Genomic DNA, 20,869 nt, shown 5'->3' with positions numbered 1-20,869 from the left:
GGTATCTAACGCTTTATTTTGGTAAATCATGCCATATTTGGCATGGTATTCCAAATATGGAACCTATTCCGAACCATGAACGTTTCCGAAACATGAGAGTCACCGTTAGTTAATACAATGGTGGGATGGCGGACAAACAGTCTCTAAAAGATCCAGGTCAAGGGTTAACCCCAGCTGCCAAGCGCAATCGATTGGCCCTGATCAAATCTGCGCAGGAAGTGCTCGCAGAAATCGGTCCCGACGCCACCGTTGAGCAGTTTGTGGCATACGCCCAGGTCTCGCCCACGACGATCTACAACCACTTCTACAACAAGGAAGCGCTGTTCAAAGAAGCCCTAGCAGAAGCATGGCGAGAATGGATTGACTGGGCCCACGGCGGCATTCCTGCCGACGAAAGCCTAGAGGTCGCGATAGACGTCTGTCGAAGATTATTCCGAGTCACGAAGACGCATCCAGAATTCGCAAGACTTATCAGTAAAGCCCTCGTTAATCCTAGATTTTTCATCGAGGCAGTGCAGGCGGATGCGATGCCTGCAGCGAAACGCTTTGCGCGCTCGGGCCAGATCAGTAAAGCAGAGTTCGATAAGCGAATGCGGATGTTCGGCTACTGCGTTACAGGAATCTTGAACGGTGTCCACACAACAAACGAACTTTCGCCGCTAGATGCTGATGCCTCCTTAGGAATTGCTCTAGCGATTTTGGGTGTTAGTCCGGCGAAGGCAAAATCAATAGTTGCTCGTCCCTTAGAAAAGTGGCCTTCCGCTGATTGAGGCCCCGCTGGGCACTAGAATTCTTACAAACGAAAGGGCCCCGTGACTAGTCAGCCGAAGATCCTTGTTGTCGTTCACGACATCGATGACCACCTCAATGAGATGGCCAACCCGATTGCCGAGGCTGGCATTCTCATGGATACCTGGGATGTACAAAATGACAGTGTCGGCAAACCTGATCTAGAAACCCTTGAGCAGTACTCGGGGGTGATTTCACTTGGTGCGCACGCTGGCGTTCTCGAAGAGGCCAAGCACGATTGGATGAGCCACGAGCGCAAGATTATGCAGTGGGCTTTAGATACCGAGACCCCTCTGCTTGGGTTGTGCTTTGGTTCGCAACTACTCGCCTCGGCTGCTGGCAGTCGGGTCTATAAGGCAGAGGTCGGTGAGTTCGGATGGACAAAAGTCGACATGTTGCCAGAAGCCGCCAGCGATCCAGTAATCGGTGCTTTGGATGATAATGCCGACGCCTTTCAGTTTCACTATGACAGTTTTGATTTGCCGGAAAACGCAGTCCTGCTAGGCGAAAGCAATGGAATGATCGAGGCTTTCAGAGTCGGCTCAAGTGCCTGGGCAACTCAGTTTCACCCCGAGGTCGGTCTTTCTCAGCAGTTGGCTTGGCTAAGCACCTACCGCGGTGCTTTCATTCGCGAGGGCATCGACATCGATGAACAGATTGCTAAATCCCATGAGCTTGCAGCCAGCTACCGCAAGCAAGCTTGGGACCTATCCGCAGCTTTTGCAAAACAGGTTCTGGTCTTCCATAGCCGGTAGCTAGAGGTTTCGTTGCACTCGACCCCGTCAGAAGAGAAAATCCAGATCAGATGAGAAGAAAGTGGATTTTCAAGTGGGCATCTGGAACTTGAAACCGGCTACAAGCCGTTGCAGGCAGACTATGTGGTTCAATCCAGTTATGATATTGCAACAATAAAAGAACGACTTCTTGGGGAGCAAAAGACTGTGAAAAAGCTATGGGAACAAATTGACTGGAAGGCCTTACAAGCCTTTATCGCAGTTTTGACTCTGCCTGCGATGGTAGTTTTTGGAAGTATTACGATTTTGCTGTTTAATCCGTAAGTGTTGTCGGTGCCCCTGACGCCAAAATGAATAAAATCCAGCTCTCGTGAGAAGAAACTGGATTTTAAGTGCACCCCCTCCGGGGACTTGAACCCGGAACTTACTTGTCTATTAACTTTGATCTAGTCGGGTTGTTTGACCTAAGTAAATCTAAGCAACCGCTTTGTTTGACCTAAGTAAATCTAAGCAACCGCTTTGTTTGACGCTGATGTACTAACAGGCTGGCTAAGGCCATTTCCAAGCCCGACAACGGACCATCCAGCTGAAGCCCACTTGCCTAGGTCCAGACAATTTCGACCATCTATTAGCAAACTTGTTCTGCGGATGGTCGATAACTCGGTTGGGTCTATGCTCTTGTATTCGGGCCATTCCGTCCCAAGGACCACAACGTCTTTGTCTTCAAAAGCCACTTTTATGTCACTCTGGGTTCGTAGGGTTGGATAATTACTGGCAACCTTTGATAACGCGAGGGGATCGTGGATAGTGACAATTGCCCCTTCCTGATAAAACAGTTCGGCAACTTCAAGGGAAGGACTGTCACGAATGTCATCCGTGTCTGGTTTGAAAGATGCGCCAAGTACTAAGACTTTCTTTCCAAACAAAGAACCATAATGCTGTTTAGCAATTTCTATCGGTCTACTTCGGCGCCTATTATTCACAGCTTCAACCTGCTCAAAGAGTTTGACGGAATCTCCCAGTCCGAGTTCCTTTGCTCGGGCCACAAGCGAACGTAGATCCTTTGGAAGACAGCCGCCTCCATAACCAATTCCGTTTTTTAGGAATTTTGAGCCAATTCTGTCGTCGAATCCGATTGCCGTGGCCAGCTGTGACGTGTCCGCTCCTGCAACTTCGGCAACTTCGGCCATCAGGTTAATAAAGGAAATTTTGGTTGCGAGGAAAGCATTTGCCGCTACTTTCACTAATTCAGCGGTCCTCAAATCAGTTTCGACATATGGTATTTCCTCGTCAATTTGTGCCTTGTAGAACTCCTTCAGCACTTCAGCAGCATATTGGTTTGAGGATCCAATGACGATTCGGTTCGGATACAGGGAATCCTCCAGAGCTTTGCCCTCTTGCAAGAACTCAGGGTTCCAAACTAAATTTGGAGCCTTCCCGGTGAGATTCTTCACATGCTCGATGATGCTGTCAGCGGTTCCAACCGGAACAGTTGACTTGCCGGCAATTACAGACTCACTTGACATGAATGGCAAAAGTTCATCGATTGCTTGGAAGAGGTAGCCCGTATCAGCCGACAGGCCTACTTTTGATTGAGGAGTGCCAACGCACAAAAAGTGAATTTGAGAATCAAGACTTTCCTGGATGTGCCCCACAGAGAACTGAACATTGCCTGCTGCCAAGGCTTCAGTGAGTGCTGACTGCAGACCAGGTTCGTAAATTGGAATAGAACCAGCACGCAACGCTTTTACTTTGGATTCGTCAGGGTCGATTCCAATAACCTGATGTCCCAGCTTTGCGAAAGCAACTGCAGTAGTCGCACCGAGGTACCCCAAGCCAATTACTGTTATTTTCATTCCCACAACTCGAAAGTAAACTCAAAAATCATGTCTTGTTTTCAAGCCATACCCGTTTTGCAGCAGATTCACCAAAAATTAATGGCCCCTTAAGGTATCTATTTTTCAGCCGTTCCAAGGCAAAACTGTTTTGGACTGTTGTAAATAGCTTCACCAGACATTTAGCTTTATCTATCCGAATCTTTACCTGCTGTTCTTATTCTGGAAGAGTGAAAAGAAGAATCGCCATAGTAACAGAATCGTTTCTTCCACAGATTAATGGAGTGACGAACTCTGTCCTAAGAGTCCTAGAAACCCTGAAGCAGCGGGAGTTTGAGGCGATGGTTATCGCTCCAACTAGGGCCTCCTCCCACCACCTAGGTTTTCCCGTCCACACGGTACCGTCGATTGAAGTACGGAGCTTTCCAGTTGGAATTCCTTCACCCTCCGTTGCAAAACTCCTAGACAGTTTCCAGCCTGACCTAGTTCACCTAGCTGCTCCGTTTTGGCTTGGGGCGCATGCAATTGATTGGTCCACAAGAAATTCAGTACCCTCAGTCGCTGTTTACCAAACTGATATCGCGGGTTATTGCAGCCGATACGGATTGGGCTTCGCCAGACCTTTCATCGACAACCTGACCGCCAGAATCCACTCTCCGGCAACTTTGTCAGTAGCACCGACAAGCGAATCGGCTAATCAGCTGAAAGCACTGGGGGTAAAGAATGTTTCCATTTGGGGCCGTGGCATCGATACTGATCTGTTCACCCCGGAAATCAAACGAACAGCTGAAGTGCAACTTCTGAAAAAGCGAATAGCGCCAAACTCTGAGCTCATAATCGGATTCGTTGGAAGACTTGCAGCCGAAAAACAGGTTATGCGTTTGCTTGAATTAGCAGATGTACCGAACATCAAATTTCTAATAGTGGGTGATGGACCAGATCGTAACCGACTTGAAGCAGCGTTCGCTCCTTTTGGCGCCCATTTTGCTGGTATGCAGACTGGCATTAACCTTGCCAATCACTATGCGGCAATTGATGTATTTGTTCACTGTGGAACTGAGGAAACTTTTGGCCAAACCATTCAGGAGGCTAAGGCAACTGGTATCGCCGTTGTCGCTCCAGATCAGGGTGGCCCAAAGCACCTCATTGAGAGTGGAACTACTGGAATTCTCGTGAATCCCTCCGATGAAGGAGCATATCGCCGCGCTGTAGTTGAGTTAATGGATGATTCACTGAGGGCTCAAATGTCTCAAAACGCCCGAATCAGTGTTCTGGAGAATACCTGGGCCAAGAACAACAATGCTCTTCTCGAGATTTATGAACAGGCCATTCAGGACAGTAGCACCTCGCGGAAGTCAGTTCTTGAACTGGCTTGACGCCCAAGAGATTATTGCCTCATTCGGAAACTACGCGGTTGCCGCTGTGACAGTAATTCTCTTTCTCGAAACTGCATTCATCCCGGCATCCTTTCTTCCCGGAGACTCATTGCTATTTTTGATCGGACTTACCCTCGCTAACTCGGCCTCCGCTATCCCGGTTTGGCTTGGCTTTGCGATGATCTGGCTTGCCGCTTTCAGTGGCCCCCTAGTGAGCTACTTCCTTGGTAAGAAATTTGGGACGAAGCTATTTTCTTCTAATCGAGTATGGCTACTGAATGAGAAAACGCTCTACCGAACAAACAGATTCTTTCACCAGTATGGGGGGAGAGCAATAATTCTGGCTAGATTTGTTCCGATTTTGAGAGCCGTTGTTCCTGTTATGGCCGGAGCATCAAGCATGGCCAGCGAGAGATTCGTTCGCCTGAACTTTGTTGGGGCAACTCTTTGGCTGCTGGCCTTTATGGTTCCTGGTTATTGGCTCGGCGGCATTGATGTAATCAAGCAAAACCTCGAGATTACGGTATTGGCCGTGATTGTGTTGTCAGCCCTACCTCTGCCAATAGAGCTGCTTAGAGAGTGGTACAACCAAAGAAAAGTTAGGTCAGCGAGGAATTAGTTCCCAATTTGGATGGGAGCTGGTGCTTGGAACGTACTGATCTAAAGTCATGTGTTTGGGAAGCATGCGGTCACCAGCTGTAATTCCTTTAAGCCTTCTTTGAATAAACGGTGAAACATCGCGAATAAGCCACTCGACGGTTTCAACAATTCCTCGACTAAAAACTGATAATTCCTGTGGATCCATTTCAGGATATCGATACTTTAGACCCAGCATTGACGCAGCCTGATTAGCAACTGCAATGTGGCCGTGACCGGAGAAGTGAACCATGTCTTCCGCCCAAAACATGAGGTGCCTAAAGTTTTCAATTCCGTGCACGTCTATCACCGGAACATCAAGCTCCAGTGCTACATCTTCAATCATTTCTGAAAATGACTTGGCTCGATGAAGCAAGGGGCGGAAAATCCTTAAGTGAAGAGGGTTTATGGTGTTAGCTACAACCACATGGCATCCGGAGTCTTGCAGATCTATAAGTCCTTGCCGAAAGATTCTGCGAAGGTTTTCGCGATTTGACTTGCTCCCAAACAAGTCGTTAGAGCCCGCCATAACAGTCACAAGAGAAGGCCTGAGTTTTACTGCTTGAGGTACTTGAACTTTAACGATTTTTTCAAGACCAGCCCCCCTAATTGACAGGTTTGCGTACTTGAAAGAGATCTCTTGTTCCTTAGCCTCTCGGGCCAAAATGGCTGCTAGTCGATCGGTCCAGCCATTGTGGTCACGGTAGTGCTTGAATGTGAAGTCCCCGAGGCCCTCGGAAAGGGAGTCCCCCATAGCTATGTAGGATTCATAGGGTTTTCTATTCACGCCATAACTTAACTATTAGTGCTTTGACTAGCTAGTAAATGACACTAAAGTTTTGGTGTCGGTTGGGTAAACATTTTGCTGAGTCTCGGAGAACAAAAGTTGACATGTATCTGGCACTAAGCACAAAGTCTCCTTGGAAAAGTATTTTTAGTGTTCGTTCCCCTGTCCCGGATTTTAGAAACAAACAAAAAATGTTTTTACTGTTACTCATCCATTAATAAATAATTCAATGCTTAATATCTTTCCGTCTCTACTTTGAGAAGTGCGTGGGGACCCCGCGAGCAAAAACTGAACTCAATCCGAAACGGAGAATAAATAAGTGACTAACATTTCAAAATTGGCAGCAATCGGTTCTGCTGTCCTACTCACGGTGGGACTTTCTGGCTGCGCCGCTGAATCTGAAGAGGCAGAGCTAGCGGCAACATCCCCTGCTGGGGTTAGCACAGAAGGCTGGCCAGCAAAGCTGGTCTTTGGTGCAGTTCCATCTGAAGAGTCGAGCTCACTCATTCAGAGCTACGAAAAAATTCTTCAAGTACTGGAAGCAGAACTCGGAATTGAAATCGAGTTCTTTGAAGCGACTGAATACGCTGGAATCATTGAAGGCCAAGTATCCGGTCGAGTAGATCTAGCCCAGTACGGACCATTCTCTTATGTTCTAGCTGGAACCCGCGGAGCAAGTCTTGAGGTGGCTGGTGTAATGACAGATGGACCGGATATCGAACCTGGATACCAGTCCTATGGGATTGCACTTTCCTCAAATAAATCAATTAATTCCATCGAGGACTTTGCCGGTAAAACTGTCTGCTTCGTAGACCCTGCCTCGACCTCTGGTTTCCTTTACCCTTCAGAAGGTCTTTTATCTGCAGGAATTGATCCAGAATCCGATGTGACTCCAGTATTTGCAGGTGGTCACGATGCATCCGTTCTGTCTGTAGCTAGCGGGGATTGTGACGCAGGCTTCGCATTTGACGCCATGGTTGACAAAAACCTCATTGAATCGGGTGACATCAAAGAAGGTCAAATAAAGACTGTTTGGAAATCTGCAGTTATTGCAGGTTCACCACTTGCAATGCAGGCTGGTCTTCCACAGACTTTGAAGGATGAAATTCGTAGAATTATCACCCAAGAGGCAAATGTCGACGCTCTTGTTGCAAGAGGAATTTGTGACTCAGTAGAAAACTGTGGGCTGACAGATGAGAAGGTATGGGGCTACGTGATAAAGGACGATAGCTTCTACGACGGTGTGCGCAAGGTTTGCGAGGTCACTGGTTCTTCTAACTGCAAGTAGTTCTACCCTTCTAGTCAACAACCTGCCAAAGCCAGGCTGGATTACCAGCCTGGCTTTGGTCCAAAAGGAGAGATCTTGTCTGAACCAGTCATTAAAGTGCTTGATCTAGTTAAGGTTTTTGAAACCGGCACCAAGGCATTGGATTCGATAAGTCTGTCAGTTCCCAAGGGGCAGATGCTTGCTCTTATCGGGCTCTCCGGAAGTGGCAAATCAACATTTCTTCGCCACCTAAACGGTTTGGCCAGGCCCACAAGTGGGGAGATTGAAGTCCTTGGTGTGAACCTAAAGACGGCAGACAGAAAAGAGCTCCGCTCTTTGAGAACTAAAGTTGGCTTCATATTCCAACAGTTTGGATTGGTTGGGCGAATCACAGCTATCGAGAACGTCCTGTCCGGTTCTCTTGGGGCAATCCGCGGTCCCCGTTTTGGTGTGGGTAGCTATCCCCTAGCCCTCAGGAAGCAGGCGCTAGAACACCTAGATCGGGTTGGCCTCGCGGATTACGCCTTTCAAAGAGCTGACACGATGAGTGGAGGGCAAATGCAACGAACCGCAATTGCAAGGACACTAATGCAGCAGCCCTCAATAATGCTGGCGGATGAGCCTGTTGCTTCTCTTGACCCCGAATCTTCGATGCAGGTCATGGACATCATGCTCCGCGTAGCAAAAGAGGAGAACCTCACCGTTTTAGTGACGCTTCATCAAGTCGAATATGCCATGGGTTGGGCAGACCGAATTGTGGGTCTAAGGGATGGAAAAATTGTTTTGGATGACGAACCAAAGAAGTTGGACAAGGACGAGGTAATGAAGGTTTACCAGCGAGTTGCAACTGCAGGAGTTGACGCCTCCCAACTTGCCGATGAGTCAATCCGCAACCTTAGGAATTTCTAATGGCAATAAAAGCAGTACAGCCCGGTGGCACCGCTAAACTCAAGCCTAAAATAAGCAAATCGGGAATCGTAACTCGGAGTACTCTATTCGGGTTTCTAATGCTGTTCACCTGGGCTTGGATTCTGGTGGAAATGAATCTAGTGTCTGTTTTTGGCGGTCTGGAAGACATTGGAAACCTGCTGGATTACATGCTTCCAGTGAGCTTTGCAGAATTAGATAGGGCAATTGAGTTAACTCTCGAGACTCTGTGGATGGCTGTCTTGGGCACATTTCTCGCCATGTTGTTATCAATCCCCCTAGCGTTCTTGGCTGCTTCCAACACAACACCCCACCCGACCGCCTATGCCATCGCAAGGGGAATCATAGTTTTCTGTAGGGCAGTACCAGACCTGCTGTTCGCTCTAATTTTTGTTCGAGCTCTAAGCATCGGTCCCTTGCCTGGCATTCTTGCCCTAGCTTTTCACTCGATCGGAATGATTGGAAAGCTACTTGCGGATGCTATCGAACAGACCGATAAGCAGCCCCGCGAGGCCGTGAATTCGGTGGGAGCCAGTCGCCTCCAGTCAATTGTCACGACCATAATTCCCCAGATCACACCCACCATAATTTCTGTCGGACTCTTTCGACTCGACATAAACCTCCGATCTTCAACCGTTCTTGGCCTAGTGGGTGCTGGTGGTGTGGGATTACTTCTAAAGGAGACCTTGGGCCAACTTGCCTACAGCGAGGCCCTGGGTGTTGTCGTGGTGATTTTCCTATTCATTCTGGCTATGGAAGCACTTGCTGCAGCAGTCCGTGCAACGGTCCTAAAGGGCGAACTGGAAGATTCTCAAAGTAGTCAAGCAACCGTGATAGATAAAGCTTCTGCGTTAATAAAGCCAGGCCAGCAGAGGGTCAACTCTCGAGTGTTGCCGCCGTGGACCAAAGAGCGAATCGCTAAAACGGGCTATGCAGCGCTGTTTCTATCTCTGCTGATAATCGGTTATTTGTCTGTAGAGGTTGATTTGTTCAAACTCGTAGTGAGTTTCTTCGATATTTTTGTCTTTACTTTCCGAATGTTTCCTCCAGATTTTGTCACCGCTTGGCCGCAGATTGTGGATGGAATGGTTGAGACATTGGCCATTGCGGCAGTTTCTACTGTCCTCGGATCCCTCAGTTCAATACCGTTAGGTTTCCTAGCAGCTAGAAACGTGACGGTAAACAAAATTGTCCTTTACATCAGCCGAGTAATACTAGTGATAGTGCGAGGAATTCCAGAGCTGATACTAGCAATCATCTTTGTCGCGGCCTTGGGACTGGGGCCAGTTGCGGGAATTTTTGCCCTGTCGATTGGCACTGCCGGTTTTCTAGCAAAGCTAATTGCCGACTCAATAGAAGAAATAGATCCGGCTCCGCGCGAAGCTGTCAGGGCTACGGGGGCGAATCGTATCCAGGAATTGTTCGTGGCAGTAATACCCCAAGTTATGCCCGCTCTGATTTCCCAGCTGCTATACACGTTCGACATAAACATTCGGTCATCTGCAATTCTTGGAATTGTAGGTGGTGGAGGTATCGGATTCTTACTTTTCAATTCCATGAAAGTACTAGCTCTTGATACCACCGCCGCCATTGTTATATCGATATTTGTTTTGGTTTACGCGGTGGAGTTATTAGCTGGTTATGTGAGAAGGCAGGTAATCTGATGAACCATTTGGCAATTGTTGGGTCAGGAATATTCGGAACGATGCATGCATATTTTGCACTCAAAATGGGTTTTCGGGTGACATTGATTGAACGGGACCCAGTCCCACTTGGAGCCTCGGTTCGGAACTTTGGAATGATTGCCGTTGGCGGAAGGGCCCCGGGAGTCGAACTTACTGCCGCAGTTAGGGCACGCGAACTATGGGGAGAGATTTCTCGAGAAAATGACGGGCTCACTTTCAGAGCCAGCGGATCTATGGTGGTGGCCTTAAACGACAATCATCTGTCAGTGATGAGTGAGGTTGCGAATTATCCCGATGCCGAGCTACGTGGCTGGATGGTGGTTGACCGGTCGGAAGCCAAAGACATCAATCCAGGTCTTCGAGGGGACATTGCTGGCGGTCTTTACTGCTCGATGGATGCTGTGGTCGAACCAAATCTTGTTCTTTCTGAGCTACGAACATTCCTCCTTCGAAGCAGCAATTTTGAATTCCTTTCTGGCCAAGAAGCGGTGGCCGTAAGGGAAACTCAAAAACATGTTGAAGTTGAACTCAGAAACGGTGACATAGTAGCCGCAGATCAAGTTATCGTTGTGCCCGGCGCCGACCACAAGACTCTATTTGGACCCGAATTAGCAAAGATGCCCCTGCGTCGAGTATTTCTCCAGATGGCAAGACTTGAGAACCCAGGCTTTGAGCTCTCAACCTCAGTCGCAAGCTTTGACTCCTTGCGCTTCTACCCAGGATATCAAGGCCCCGCTATCGAAAAACTAGAGACCGTAAGACCCCTCGTGAAGGAAATGGTAATGCAGCTCTTGTTGCAACAGAGAGTAGATGGGACCTTGACTATGGGAGATACCCACATCTACGAGGAGCCGTTCCCTCACGAAATGAGAGAGGACTGTTACGACTTACTTCTTGACGATGTTGAATCCATTATTGGAGTGAGGCCACGGATACTGACCCGGTGGCAAGGTATTTACAGCCAGAACACAACAGGTGAGGTCTGCATCCGATTAAGACCTGGCGAGAGAGTGCGTGTAGTAACTGGTCCCGGTGGCAGAGGAAACACTCTCTCGCCCGCTATAGCCGAAGAGACAATTAGGGAGTTAATAAATGATTAAGTTAGCCGTATTTGACATAGCAGGAACCATAGTTTCAGATGATGGAGTGGTGCTTGATTGCTTCAGTAAGGCGTTTGAGGAAGTAGTGCCTGAGATTTGGTCAGAAAGAAACAAGGAATTTGTTGCACACGCGAAAAAGACTATGGGTCAATCAAAAATCGAAGTATTTAGAGAGCTTTTGAAGTCTGACGAATTAGCCGAACGTGCCTCCGATTCGTTTCAGGAGCATTATCTGCAGCGCCTGCCTGACGTAAAGCTATTCAAAGGAATCCCCACCATGTTTGACACCCTAAGAAAAAGAGGTGTAAAAGTTGCCCTGAATACTGGATTTAACCGCGGTACTCTCGACGTTCTTCTTGACGAGCTAGGACTGAAATCTTTGGTTGATGCCACTGCCACTCAAAGTGAAGCTCTAGAGGGTAGGCCCTCTCCTGCCATGATTCAGCTTGTGGCCGACAGACTAGGAGTATCTGATTCTTCTCAAGTGGCAGTTATCGGAGATACCAAGAGTGACATTGAGGCCGGTAAGAGGTTTGGAGCGGGGATTAAGATTGGGGTCCTGACTGGAGAACATAGTTTAGAGGAGCTAGAGGTTGCGGGTGCTGATTACGTCGTCGAACACGTACTACAAGTAGATCACATACTAATTTAGGGCGCGGCTAAGCGTTCCCTTAGTTCTTTCTGGACGCTGGCACCGAGCCCCGCTTTATTTAGGTTCTCGACAATTTCTTGCTCTGATCCAATGCTATCGAGCATAATTTCCATCGCTTCTTGGTCCGCACGCATCAGCGCTCCAGATTTAACTATTAATTCCTCGCTCCAGTATGGCTGGAGCACTGAGAATCGAGCCAGTACTTTCGCGATGTTCTCGTTAGTTCTCGTGTAATCCTGAACAATTGTTTTCCTATCTGCTCCGAGCACAGCTAGTAAGCTCGCGGCAAAAATACCAGTTCTGTCTTTACCGAGAGCGCAGTGAAACAGCACTGGGCCTTTGGCTGAAGCAACCAGCTCCAGCCCAGTTCTAATTCGTTCCAACCCGTCCATAAAAACCTTTGAATACCAGAGTCCGAGGTCGTGATTTGTGAATTCTCTGTCTAGGAGTTCTTCTGTCTGAATGCCTGATAGTTCCGGTCTAAGCAGTGAAACATTTTCGTATCGTATGTCTGATGCAGCTAATGGTCCCCTACCGACGGTTTCGACTTCATCGCTAGACCTGAGGTCAATAATGAGAGAAATTCCAATGTCAGTGAGCCTTTCGGCCTCTAGGTCGTCTATGTGAGCAAGGTCGTCAGATCTAAAAACTTGACCTGGCCTAATTTTTCCACTCGCGCTCTGAAGACTTCCAAGATCGCGGAAATTTGCAAGCTTTCCGATTGGATGACTTCTATCTATCACACCCTGAATCTAGGTGACCAAGGTTAACGGTGCTGGAACTTTACGAAAAGTTGGAAAGGATTTTTGAACTCAAATTCCGGTTATCGGGATAATTATGGGATGCCCAAGACAAAACTTAGATTATCTCTGCAGCTTGGAGTTACTCAAACAATCGGATATGCTTCCTCGTTTTATCTCCCCGCAATTTTGGCGATGCCAATGTCAAGGGACCTTGGGATTAATTATGAATTCATCTTCCTTTTCTCAGCTGCTGCATCGATTCTTGCGGGGTTGATTGGACCCCTGGTGGGGTCTCTGATAGACAAGTACGGAGGCAGACTGATTCTCCCGGGAGGCTCACTCGGCTTTGCCTTAGGACTCGTCCTCATGGCTCAATCGACTGGGCCAGTGAGTTTCTTATTTTCCTGGGTTGTGATGGGTATAGGTGCAGCACTGGCACTTTACGATGCAGCTTTTGCGACTGTAGTGGAAGTTCTGGGCACTGAGTCCCGGAGAACCATTGCAACTATTACGTTAATCGCAGGCTTCGCTTCCAGTATTGGGTGGCCAATCACCTCCGCTATCGAACAGTCTTTCTCTTGGCGGGAATCATTAATATTCTGGGCACTGATGAACATCATGATTTGTCTCCCTTTGCACGCCTTCCTCCCTGGCTACAACAAAACAGCCAGACGAACACGAAGGCTCAAAAGAATTGCTAATGACGTTGAGATGGTGCACTCAGGAAAGAACTTGCCGCGATATGCAGTCTTAGTTGCAGCTGTGCTTTTTCTGCTTGGGGGATCTGTCCAAGTTGTTATGGGTTACCACCTTCCAAGCGTTTTGGAACTGGTTTCCTCGGGTTCTGAATATGTATTACTGGCTGCAACTCTTCTCGGACCGGGGCAAGTTTTTGCTCGGCTTTTACAGGTTTTGTTCCCCAAAACTTTTTCTACCCAATTAGTGGCGTTTTTGGCACTTTCCTTACATCCGATTTCTGTCTTGACCCTACTAATGGGCAATGATTTGTCACTCTTTACCTTTGCTTTCATTCACGGCATGGGGTCAGGTTTCCTTACAGTTGCCGCAGGCACACTTCCCCTTTTAGTATTTGGATCAAGGGATTACGGTAAGCGTCAGGGCTACATAATGGCTTCCTCGGATATACTTCTGGGGTTCGCACCCTTCTTCTTTGGAGTATTTCTAGTCACACTGGGAAGCACAGCACTCGTGCTAACGTCAGGCTTTTCACTTAGCGCACTATTCTTCCTTTGGTGGCTGCTAAGGCTGGCGGAAAGCCCTGGAGGGTCCACGGAAAAGAAAACTCTGATTTAATTTCCCTAAATCCTAAGAGAGAAATCCAGCAGGCTAAGGCTGCCAACAAAAAGAACTACCAGCGGCTTGATTCTAATTGCGACAAGGGTAAATGATTCAGTATCAGTAGGTCACTACTGAAATTGGAGACTTGATCTCTATGTGGAAAGGCCCAATAATGAAGAAAATCCAGCTCTCGTGAGAAGAAACTGGATTTTCAGTGCACCCCCCGGGACTTGAACCCGGAACCCACTGATTAAGAGTCAGTTGCTCTGCCGATTGAGCTAGAGGTGCATTTGTTGCTCTATACAAGCAACAGCTCTAAAGAATACCACTTGGGCTAGGCCCATCCAAACTAGCGAGCGAGCCTTCTAATCAGCTTTTCAGTGGCAATCAGACTGCCACCTAGCACTGCTGGAATTCCCCCTCCGGGGTGTGTGGAGGCTCCAACTCGCCATAGCCAAGGTCTCAAAACTGATGAGTGCCTTGGGGTGTGAAGCGGACCTGACTGCCAAATCTTTCGAGCTTCTCCGTAGAGCGCTCCACCGGTTGCTCCCCAACCTGAGAAATACTCCGGATCCAAAACCTCAAAGGAACCAAAGTAATCTTTGATGTTATTCGGTAAGCCCATAACCAAAGACACTCTTTCAAGCTCTTGCTTAGCGAAGTCGCTGTCAATGCCGTAGTGCTTGCCATCGGCAGGAGCTGTGATCAATACCGCAACAGTTGACTTACTGTTTGGGTAGATGTGCCCTGCTTTGTAGTAGTTGACAAAAACCATTGATTCTTTTGGTAGCTGCTTATTACCTAAGGACTTATGCAGGGCAGATGGGTCATCAGGCATGATCACCGAGTGGGTCTTAGTTCCTGCAGGTAGGTCTTGATCTAGCACCGCGTAAATGGCAACGCCTGAGCAGGACATCTTGCGGCCTGATTCGTTTGTGGTCTTGCCTAACAGGCGATCAGTCACCTTGGCATCCAAGCTCGAAATCACAAGATCTGCTTGGTATTCGCCCTTTGCGGTTGTGACCTTGTTCTTAGAAATGGCCGTGACCTTCTCATTCAAAGAGATTTCAACCCCGGCATGACGAGCGAGCTTTTCAAGTGTCAACGGAATCTCGTTGACACCGCCAACTGGAACCAAAACCTTTTGGGTGGCCATAACCGCAGGCATGGTTGCAAACAGTGCCAGTGTGCTCTCTGGTGCAACGCCGGCATTCAAGGTGTGAATCGAGATGACCTCTTTGAGCCCTTCCGGAAGCCACTTCAATCCATCGAGGTAGCTCTTGGTTGTTAGGCGTATTCCGTAGTTTGAAACCAGCTTGCTAACAGCCGGCACAGCCTTTGGGCTCATTGAGGTGTTTGTTAGCAGCGTGGTGATCTCGTTATCGAGCTTGCCGTGCATGGCTTCAAACCTGGCCCATGGCTCGTGCCACTTGTTTCCTGGCTCAACAGGAAGCAAGCACTTATCGCCCCGGTAAAAGTACTCCCCGACTTCGGAAAGTGGTTCAAAAACAATCGGTGCAATCTCGCTTGCCTTTGGGCCGGATCCTAAGTTGTCATACCTACGAATGAACTCTTCCCACACTCCTGGGAAAGTTACGAGAGCGGGACCGGTATCCATACGCTGGCCATCAACAACGATGCGCTTTGATTTGCCGCCAATCCAGCTCGCGCCTTCAATGACTTTTACTTTGTGCCCAGCTTTAGCAAGAAGTGAGGCTGTTGCAAGTCCCGAGATGCCGGCACCTAGAACAATGATGTTTCTAGATTTCACGGATAGATACCTAGCACCATCGCAGAAACTAGTTGAACACCGGCTACCGCGCCAGCGATGTATGGAAAGGCAATTGATAATCGGTAAAGCTTGCGACCGGTCTCAGGAACTGGATTCTTGAAGATCGCAGATGTTAGGTATCCGGCGATAGCAAAGTTCACAATTGCAACAGGAATGTTAACCATGGCAAAAAGCCCAGTTGAAATCAGCCACCAGAAGCCAACCCAGTAAGCGCTGCCTTTGGTGCCAAGCCAAACTGCTGTGGTCTTGATGCCAACAAAGCTATCCTGCGGAATATCCTGCACTGCATCAAAGGTGTGCTTTGCCATCGACCAAACCATTAGACCAATTGCTGCAAACCAGATTGGTTCGTTGCCGAAGGCTAGCGGAATGAAAACCAACGGGAAGGCGTAGTCGGTGTTTGAGACAGAATCCCACACGGGACGAGCCTTGAATCTAAATGGCGGGGATGAGTAGAAGTAGAAAAAGAGCGAATAGGCCAGAATCCAGCCCATGGCGGCAATTGGAACTGTGAAGGCGAAGTAGATCAAAAATGGGATGTTGGTTAGCACTACCCCGATAAAGATTGGTCTTACTTCCGAGGGGCTGATCTTGGCACCTTCCATGCCGCCTTTTCGGGCGTTGATGTTGTCAGTTTCCTGATCGAAGATGTCGTTGATGCCGTAGATCAAAAGGTTGAAGGGAAATGTCACCCAGATAAGAAATGGGATGATGTCCCATCGCCAGAGGTCTCCGCCTAGCCACATTGCCATCACGGTGGTTCCGATGGTGTTAACCCATAGAACAGGGCGGGAGATTTCCACCAGGCGCTTTAACATGATTCAAGCTTAGACGGGCACTAAAGGAGCCTAAAACCAGACAAAAAGCTGGCTTAGACTAGAAACACACAGATAGAAACCTTTACCCAGGAGCGAAAAATGGCTGCGCTAAAGAAACTAGAAACCGGCGACAAGGCTCCTGATTTCACGCTCACAAACCATGACTGCACCAAGGTCAAGCTCTCTGGCTTCAAGGGCCAGAAGGTCATCGTCTACTTCTTCCCGGCAGCCCTAACTCCTGGATGCACCAAAGAGGCTGAGGATTTCAATTCCAACCTCAAAGCCCTAAACAAAGCAGGCTACGAAGTGCTTGGCATCTCCCCTGACACTCAAGCCAAGATGGCCAAGTTCCAGGTTGCCCACAAGCTCAAGTTCGCACTTTTGGCCGATGAGGACCTAGCCGTACACAAAAAGTATGGCGCCTATGGAACCAAGAGCATGTATGGCAGAACCTACGAAGGTGTCCTTCGATCAACGTTTGTAGTTGATGAAAAAGGAAAGCTTGAGCTAGCCCTGTACAACGTCAAGGCCACCGGTCACGTTGATAGCCTGCGCAAGCAGCTCGGTATCTAACGCCTCAGTTTTTAACTAAGAGCGCCGTCGTTTTCACGGTTGGTATCGGCAATAAATTTCTTGTTGAACAGCAAAATCGCAACCACAGCTGAAAGTAATGCCAGGAATATTCCAATGTTTCTGTTGCTGCCCGCTTCAGCTAGCGCGCCGGCTCCAACTACACCTTGAAGTAGCTGCCAGAAAAATGCAGCGCTTCTGGCCCAGCGTTTTCCTTGCAAAATTCCACGTGAAAAATGCAACACCCAAGCAACCGATCCGGCAGCTAAAACAATCAGGAAAATTTGAGTGTAAATGTTTAGCACGTTTCCGGACAATAATTCAAGTAAAAGTGCGAAAAAAACTAAGGAAATTATCAGGGCCTCAATAAACAACAGTGAAACTACAAGTTTCACTAATTGAGGAGCTTGTCTAAAGGCTTTCATGAGTCCTTACAAATTTGGGTATTTACAAAAGCCTACGGCTATGGAATTATATGAGTAGAACATGTGTAGCGCTTCAAGCGTAAATCACAAGATTCGCACCAAACCGACAAGTTTGAAGAATTTTTCAGTGCCCATCGTATTGGCCCTAAGGGGCCAAGAATCAGGATAAAACCATATGGATATGCAGTGGCTAAATCAGGCACGTTGCCTAAACGAAGACCCAGAATTGTTCTTTCCGGTTGGAAACACCGGTCCTGCGGTTGACCAGATCGAGCAAGCCAAAGCTGTTTGCCGCGAATGTAACGTGACTAGCCAGTGCCTTGAGTATGCAATCAAGGAAAACCAGGACACCGGAGTTTGGGGTGGACTGACTGAAGACGAGCGCAAGTCACTAAAGCGCAAGTACGCCAGGGCTCGCAGAGCCAGCTAATTCCTTAGTACCTCTTTATAGAGGTATGTTGATGGCCACCTTGGTGCCACCCTCTTTAGGCGAGAACCAGCTGATCTTTCCGCGAAGTTCTCCCTCAATCAAAGTCTTGATGATCTGAGTTCCAAGACCTTTTCCAATCGAGTCTTTTTTGAGACCCACACCGTTATCTTCAACCTCAATCGTGAGCTGCTTGGCAGTTCTTTTGGTGTTTAGAGAGATTAGTCCACCGTGGGAACCCAGTCCATGGGTTGCAGCGTTTGTGACCAACTCGGTAAGCGCAACTGCCAGCGGGGTGGCCTGATCGCTGTTTAGCTTTCCAAACTTGCCATCGATGCGAAGCCTTAGGGTCTTTGAGTTTTCTGAAGCTAACTCGCCGACAAGTCTCATGCTATCTGCAAAGACTTCATCGAAGTTCACCTCTTCGGTGAATCCCTCAGCCAGAGTGTTGTGCACAAGTGCAATTGCGGATACGCGCCTGATAGCTTGCTCAAGTGCGTCCTTGACTTCTGGGTTATCAGATCTTCTGGTTTGAATCCTCATCACCGAGGCTACGGTTTGTAGGTTGTTTTTTACTCGATGGTGAATCTCTCGAATAATGGCATCTTTTGTAAGCAGCTCTTGTTCTTGACGACGAAGTTCAGTGATCTCTCGACACAGCACAATCGCTCCGGTGCGTGCTCCTGCTTTGAGGAGTGGAATGGCTCGAATCGACAAAGTCAAGTTGGTGGATTCAAGGTCTGCTCGCCAGGGGGCTTTTCCGGTTAGAACAAGTGGCAGTGACTCGTCGACGGTTGATTGTTTTTTGACAATTTTGGTTGCAGCTTCGGCCAGTGATTTTCCTTCTAGCTCCCCCGCAATTCCCAGACGGTTGAATGCAGAGAGTCCATTGGGACTTGCGAAGCTGACAATTCCGTCGACATCAAGACGAAGCAGTCCGTCGTTGGCACGAGGTGCTCCACGCCTTGGACCGGTTGGGGTCGAAAAGTCAGGAAAGCTTCCTTCGGAAACCATGCCGAGTAATTCATTGCCGCAGTTAACGTAGTTGATGTGTAGCTTGTTTGGAGTCCTGCTATCGGCGATGTTGGTGTGACGGGTGATAAGCGCTATCGGCGCAGCTGCCTCATTTGAACTAGAACCCCTGCGAACTGGAATTGCACTCAGCTTGGTTGGAAGCCCAGCAGTGGAATCAGAGGTCTTCAGGATTGCAATCTCACCGGATTCGAAGGCTTGCTTGGCAAGAGCCAGCCACTCCTTCTTTATGGTTTCACCGGTTATGTCGCGAAAGAAGATGGTCGCTGCGCTTGATGGTCTTGCGTGACCAACTGCGATGAAATCGCCCTGCTTGGAAGGAACCCAGAGAACTAAGTCGGCGAACAGAAGGTCAGCTACCAGCTGCCACTCCGAGAGCAACAGAGTCAACCACTCGATGTTGGCTTTGTTCGGCTCGCCATGTTTGGCAATTAGCTCGGAAAGGGTCGACACTCACCCAAGTTTAGCCACCCTTGAATCCAGGGCTCCCTTGCGGCCCAGAAGCTCAGCTCTAACAAAGCCAGTGAGGGCTTGCCTGAAGGTACCGGTGCGCGATAAGGAAGTGGCTGGAACTCCCGTGCGAACAGCTTGGTCAATGTGTTGCGGGTCATCGGGAAGATAGGCCTTGGGCTCCAAAGCACTTAGGCGCTGAAGTGTGATTGCAATTTCTCTTCGTGCCGAAGCTATCACCGAGTTTCGTACCCTGTTCATAACCAGATCCACAGGTTGGCTAGTTGCAGCAATCAAGTTTTCGATTCCGAGCAATCTGAAGATTCCTATTGGATCGGCTAGGCAAACCATTACCGTTCGATCGGCCAACGAGATGATGGTGTTGGTTAGCTCTGCTTGCGTTCCGCTTCCATCAACACTCAAACTGCCAAGATCGACAACTGTGAATTCGTACCCTGAGCGAGCAGTTTCCAAAAGATTAGCTATGGCGCTTTGGTCGATTGGTTGGCTAGGAAAGTTTTGGCTTCCGGGCATAATCCGCAGAGTTGATTTTTGGAATTGAAAGCTCAATCGTTCAAGTTGCTCAAGGTCGAATCTTTGCTGACCAGCTATTCGAAGGGCAGCTTGAAGGCCAGCTGGCTGCTGCGTCAAAGCAAAGAGATTAGCAACTGCCGGGCCTTGAATATCTCCATCAATCAGCAGCACTCTGGCTTTTTCATACGCAAGTTCAAGGGCGATGTTTATAGCAACGGTTGTTTTGCCGGTTGAACCATAAGGGCTAGTCACGGCTATAACAACCGGGGACGAGTTTGTTCTTGGCGAAACCCGAGAGGTAATTGATCTTGTAATTCGATCAAGCATCTAGTTCCCGACACTGACACTTGAAGCCGTTAGGGCTATAGCGTCCCGATTAGCTATGGCACGAAGTATTGATTGGATAGAAGCGATTGGAACTCTTAGCTCTACTGATTTGGCGGCCGATGCGAAGCTAGTTTCCGGCTCCCTTACTTGAACCACCTCAACATCCAGGGCGGCAATGGTGGGTTCACCAAAGCTTTGGTAATCAAGGGCTGGGCTGGCCCAGACCGAGACTTTGGATCCTGGGGTTATCGCACTGCTTATCTCAACAGAGGGAGTAAGCACGATATTTGAATAGTCATCGAGCTGCTGCGTTGTCACAGCAGAGATTGGAATTACCTCCCCTGCAGAAATTGTTCGGGTTAGATAGGCACCCGTGGGAAGCTGACCTACCCGAAGATACTGATTCCCCAATGAAAATAAGGCTAGGTCAGTTGTTTCAAGATTTTGCTCAGTCAAAGCTGTGCCGGAAGCAAGGTCGCTTCTTGTCACTAGGTAGACCTCGGTGATCTTTGAGCTTTCAATTACAAACCAGGCACCAACCACTGAGCCCGCAATTACTGCAGCGGATACGAGCAATTGAATAGGGCTTTTTCTAAACGACTTGTTTCGAATCATTTTTCCTCCGACGCACAGGGCTCAAATTATTGCTAAGGCCGGGCTGTCT

The 20,869-nt window shown here is 48.5% G+C and carries 21 protein-coding genes and 1 tRNA gene; 12 read left to right on the top strand and 10 right to left on the bottom strand.

Annotated elements, in window-relative coordinates; genetic code table 11:
• The first annotated feature begins 125 nt into the window (after positions 1 to 125).
• Positions 126 to 770: a TetR/AcrR family transcriptional regulator gene (locus tag AC8GDC_RS01670; protein WP_506558155.1), complete on the top strand. Its 645-nt coding sequence runs from the start codon at positions 126 to 128 to the stop codon at positions 768 to 770.
• Positions 771 to 812: 42 nt separating this feature from the next.
• On the top strand, positions 813 to 1,544 hold the full coding sequence (locus tag AC8GDC_RS01665; RefSeq protein WP_506558154.1) for a type 1 glutamine amidotransferase: 732 nt from the start codon (positions 813 to 815) through the stop codon (positions 1,542 to 1,544).
• A gap of 485 nt (positions 1,545 to 2,029) precedes the next feature.
• Here the strand turns inward: AC8GDC_RS01665 and AC8GDC_RS01660 are convergent, their stop codons facing one another.
• On the bottom strand, positions 2,030 to 3,379 hold the full coding sequence (locus AC8GDC_RS01660; RefSeq protein ID WP_506558153.1) for a UDP-glucose dehydrogenase family protein: 1,350 nt from the start codon (positions 3,377 to 3,379) through the stop codon (positions 2,030 to 2,032).
• 263 nt (positions 3,380 to 3,642) lie between these two features.
• On the opposite strand from AC8GDC_RS01660, the gene AC8GDC_RS01655 reads away from it, so the two are divergent.
• Together AC8GDC_RS01655 and AC8GDC_RS01650 are read left to right on the top strand one after the other, a co-directional pair.
• Complete coding sequence (locus tag AC8GDC_RS01655) at positions 3,643 to 4,734, top strand: glycosyltransferase family 4 protein (RefSeq protein ID WP_506558152.1); 1,092 nt, start codon at positions 3,643 to 3,645, stop codon at positions 4,732 to 4,734.
• Positions 4,721 to 5,353, top strand: coding sequence for a VTT domain-containing protein (locus AC8GDC_RS01650; RefSeq protein WP_506558151.1), 633 nt, complete (start codon positions 4,721 to 4,723; stop codon positions 5,351 to 5,353). The genes AC8GDC_RS01655 and AC8GDC_RS01650 overlap by 14 nt, the downstream gene beginning before the upstream one ends.
• Here the strand turns inward: AC8GDC_RS01650 and AC8GDC_RS01645 are convergent.
• Positions 5,339 to 6,157, bottom strand: coding sequence for an SGNH/GDSL hydrolase family protein (locus AC8GDC_RS01645; RefSeq protein ID WP_506558150.1), 819 nt, complete (start codon positions 6,155 to 6,157; stop codon positions 5,339 to 5,341). The two genes, AC8GDC_RS01650 and AC8GDC_RS01645, sit on opposite strands and share 15 nt — an antisense overlap.
• A 319-nt stretch (positions 6,158 to 6,476) precedes the next feature.
• Between AC8GDC_RS01645 and AC8GDC_RS01640 the strand changes: the two genes are divergently transcribed.
• From AC8GDC_RS01640 to AC8GDC_RS01620, 5 genes are all read left to right on the top strand, one after another.
• Positions 6,477 to 7,445 (top strand): phosphate/phosphite/phosphonate ABC transporter substrate-binding protein, encoded by a 969-nt coding sequence (locus AC8GDC_RS01640; RefSeq protein WP_506558149.1) that lies wholly within the window; start codon positions 6,477 to 6,479, stop codon positions 7,443 to 7,445.
• 75 nt (positions 7,446 to 7,520) lie between these two features.
• Positions 7,521 to 8,333: a phosphonate ABC transporter ATP-binding protein gene (gene phnC / locus AC8GDC_RS01635; protein WP_506558148.1), complete on the top strand. Its 813-nt coding sequence runs from the start codon at positions 7,521 to 7,523 to the stop codon at positions 8,331 to 8,333.
• A 131-nt stretch (positions 8,334 to 8,464) separates the two neighbouring features.
• A complete protein-coding gene (gene phnE / locus AC8GDC_RS01630; protein WP_506558450.1) occupies positions 8,465 to 10,015 on the top strand; it encodes a phosphonate ABC transporter, permease protein PhnE in 1,551 nt (516 codons plus the stop codon).
• Positions 10,015 to 11,136 (top strand): FAD-dependent oxidoreductase, encoded by a 1,122-nt coding sequence (locus AC8GDC_RS01625; RefSeq protein ID WP_506558147.1) that lies wholly within the window; start codon positions 10,015 to 10,017, stop codon positions 11,134 to 11,136. Before phnE ends, AC8GDC_RS01625 begins: the two co-directional genes overlap by 1 nt.
• Positions 11,129 to 11,788, top strand: coding sequence for an HAD-IA family hydrolase (locus AC8GDC_RS01620; protein WP_506558146.1), 660 nt, complete (start codon positions 11,129 to 11,131; stop codon positions 11,786 to 11,788). Before AC8GDC_RS01625 ends, AC8GDC_RS01620 begins: the two co-directional genes overlap by 8 nt.
• Here the strand turns inward: AC8GDC_RS01620 and AC8GDC_RS01615 are convergent.
• Positions 11,785 to 12,531: a tyrosine-protein phosphatase gene (locus tag AC8GDC_RS01615; RefSeq protein ID WP_506558145.1), complete on the bottom strand. Its 747-nt coding sequence runs from the start codon at positions 12,529 to 12,531 to the stop codon at positions 11,785 to 11,787. The genes AC8GDC_RS01620 and AC8GDC_RS01615 overlap by 4 nt on opposite strands.
• A gap of 99 nt (positions 12,532 to 12,630) precedes the next feature.
• Between AC8GDC_RS01615 and AC8GDC_RS01610 the strand changes: the two genes are divergently transcribed.
• Positions 12,631 to 13,845: an MFS transporter gene (locus AC8GDC_RS01610; protein WP_506558144.1), complete on the top strand. Its 1,215-nt coding sequence runs from the start codon at positions 12,631 to 12,633 to the stop codon at positions 13,843 to 13,845.
• Between the two features lie 200 nt (positions 13,846 to 14,045).
• Here the strand turns inward: AC8GDC_RS01610 and AC8GDC_RS01605 are convergent.
• From AC8GDC_RS01605 to AC8GDC_RS01595, 3 genes are all read right to left on the bottom strand, one after another.
• Positions 14,046 to 14,118, bottom strand: a tRNA-Lys gene (locus AC8GDC_RS01605).
• Between the two features lie 61 nt (positions 14,119 to 14,179).
• Positions 14,180 to 15,601, bottom strand: coding sequence for a phytoene desaturase family protein (locus AC8GDC_RS01600; protein ID WP_506558143.1), 1,422 nt, complete (start codon positions 15,599 to 15,601; stop codon positions 14,180 to 14,182).
• Positions 15,598 to 16,440 (bottom strand): UbiA family prenyltransferase, encoded by an 843-nt coding sequence (locus AC8GDC_RS01595; protein ID WP_506558142.1) that lies wholly within the window; start codon positions 16,438 to 16,440, stop codon positions 15,598 to 15,600. Before AC8GDC_RS01595 ends, AC8GDC_RS01600 begins: the two co-directional genes overlap by 4 nt.
• A 99-nt stretch (positions 16,441 to 16,539) precedes the next feature.
• Between AC8GDC_RS01595 and bcp the strand changes: the two genes are divergently transcribed.
• Entirely contained in the window at positions 16,540 to 17,013 is a 474-nt protein-coding gene (gene bcp, locus AC8GDC_RS01590; RefSeq protein ID WP_506558141.1) for a thioredoxin-dependent thiol peroxidase, read from the top strand.
• A gap of 11 nt (positions 17,014 to 17,024) precedes the next feature.
• Here the strand turns inward: bcp and AC8GDC_RS01585 are convergent, their stop codons facing one another.
• Positions 17,025 to 17,405, bottom strand: a complete 381-nt coding sequence (locus AC8GDC_RS01585; RefSeq protein ID WP_506558140.1) for a hypothetical protein — start codon at positions 17,403 to 17,405, stop codon at positions 17,025 to 17,027.
• 211 nt (positions 17,406 to 17,616) lie between these two features.
• On the opposite strand from AC8GDC_RS01585, the gene AC8GDC_RS01580 reads away from it, so the two are divergent.
• Positions 17,617 to 17,865 (top strand): WhiB family transcriptional regulator, encoded by a 249-nt coding sequence (locus AC8GDC_RS01580; protein WP_506558139.1) that lies wholly within the window; start codon positions 17,617 to 17,619, stop codon positions 17,863 to 17,865.
• A gap of 15 nt (positions 17,866 to 17,880) precedes the next feature.
• Here the strand turns inward: AC8GDC_RS01580 and AC8GDC_RS01575 are convergent, their stop codons facing one another.
• Genes AC8GDC_RS01575 through AC8GDC_RS01565 form a run of 3 tightly spaced genes read right to left on the bottom strand, consistent with a single transcriptional unit; the run spans position 17,881 to position 20,820 of the window.
• A complete protein-coding gene (locus AC8GDC_RS01575; protein WP_506558138.1) occupies positions 17,881 to 19,347 on the bottom strand; it encodes a sensor histidine kinase in 1,467 nt (488 codons plus the stop codon).
• A complete protein-coding gene (locus AC8GDC_RS01570) occupies positions 19,348 to 20,205 on the bottom strand; it encodes a CpaE/TadZ family protein (protein ID WP_506558137.1) in 858 nt (285 codons plus the stop codon).
• Positions 20,206 to 20,820 carry an SAF domain-containing protein gene (locus AC8GDC_RS01565; RefSeq protein ID WP_506558136.1) on the bottom strand — a complete coding sequence of 205 codons (615 nt, stop codon included), beginning with the start codon at positions 20,818 to 20,820 and terminating at the stop codon, positions 20,206 to 20,208.
• Between the last annotated feature and the right edge of the window lie 49 nt (positions 20,821 to 20,869).

The sequence above is a fragment of the Rhodoluna miladensis (SeqCode) genome, from assembly GCF_965234705.1.
Taxonomy (GTDB): domain Bacteria; phylum Actinomycetota; class Actinomycetes; order Actinomycetales; family Microbacteriaceae; genus Rhodoluna; species Rhodoluna miladensis.
Note: the sequence above shows the minus strand (reverse complement) of the source record. Positions and strands in the feature narration are given on the sequence as shown.

Coding starts and splice junctions, on each gene's coding strand:
- AC8GDC_RS01670 (WP_506558155.1), top strand. CDS start 126: ATGGCGGACAAACAGTCTCTAAAAGATCCAGGTCAAGGGTTAACCCCA.
- AC8GDC_RS01660 (WP_506558153.1), bottom strand. CDS start 3,379: ATGAAAATAACAGTAATTGGCTTGGGGTACCTCGGTGCGACTACTGCA.
- phnE (WP_506558450.1), top strand. CDS start 8,465: ATGAATCTAGTGTCTGTTTTTGGCGGTCTGGAAGACATTGGAAACCTG.
- AC8GDC_RS01625 (WP_506558147.1), top strand. CDS start 10,015: ATGAACCATTTGGCAATTGTTGGGTCAGGAATATTCGGAACGATGCAT.
- AC8GDC_RS01620 (WP_506558146.1), top strand. CDS start 11,129: ATGATTAAGTTAGCCGTATTTGACATAGCAGGAACCATAGTTTCAGAT.
- AC8GDC_RS01610 (WP_506558144.1), top strand. CDS start 12,631: ATGCCCAAGACAAAACTTAGATTATCTCTGCAGCTTGGAGTTACTCAA.
- AC8GDC_RS01595 (WP_506558142.1), bottom strand. CDS start 16,440: ATGTTAAAGCGCCTGGTGGAAATCTCCCGCCCTGTTCTATGGGTTAAC.
- bcp (WP_506558141.1), top strand. CDS start 16,540: ATGGCTGCGCTAAAGAAACTAGAAACCGGCGACAAGGCTCCTGATTTC.
- AC8GDC_RS01580 (WP_506558139.1), top strand. CDS start 17,617: ATGCAGTGGCTAAATCAGGCACGTTGCCTAAACGAAGACCCAGAATTG.
- AC8GDC_RS01570 (WP_506558137.1), bottom strand. CDS start 20,205: ATGCTTGATCGAATTACAAGATCAATTACCTCTCGGGTTTCGCCAAGA.
- AC8GDC_RS01565 (WP_506558136.1), bottom strand. CDS start 20,820: ATGATTCGAAACAAGTCGTTTAGAAAAAGCCCTATTCAATTGCTCGTA.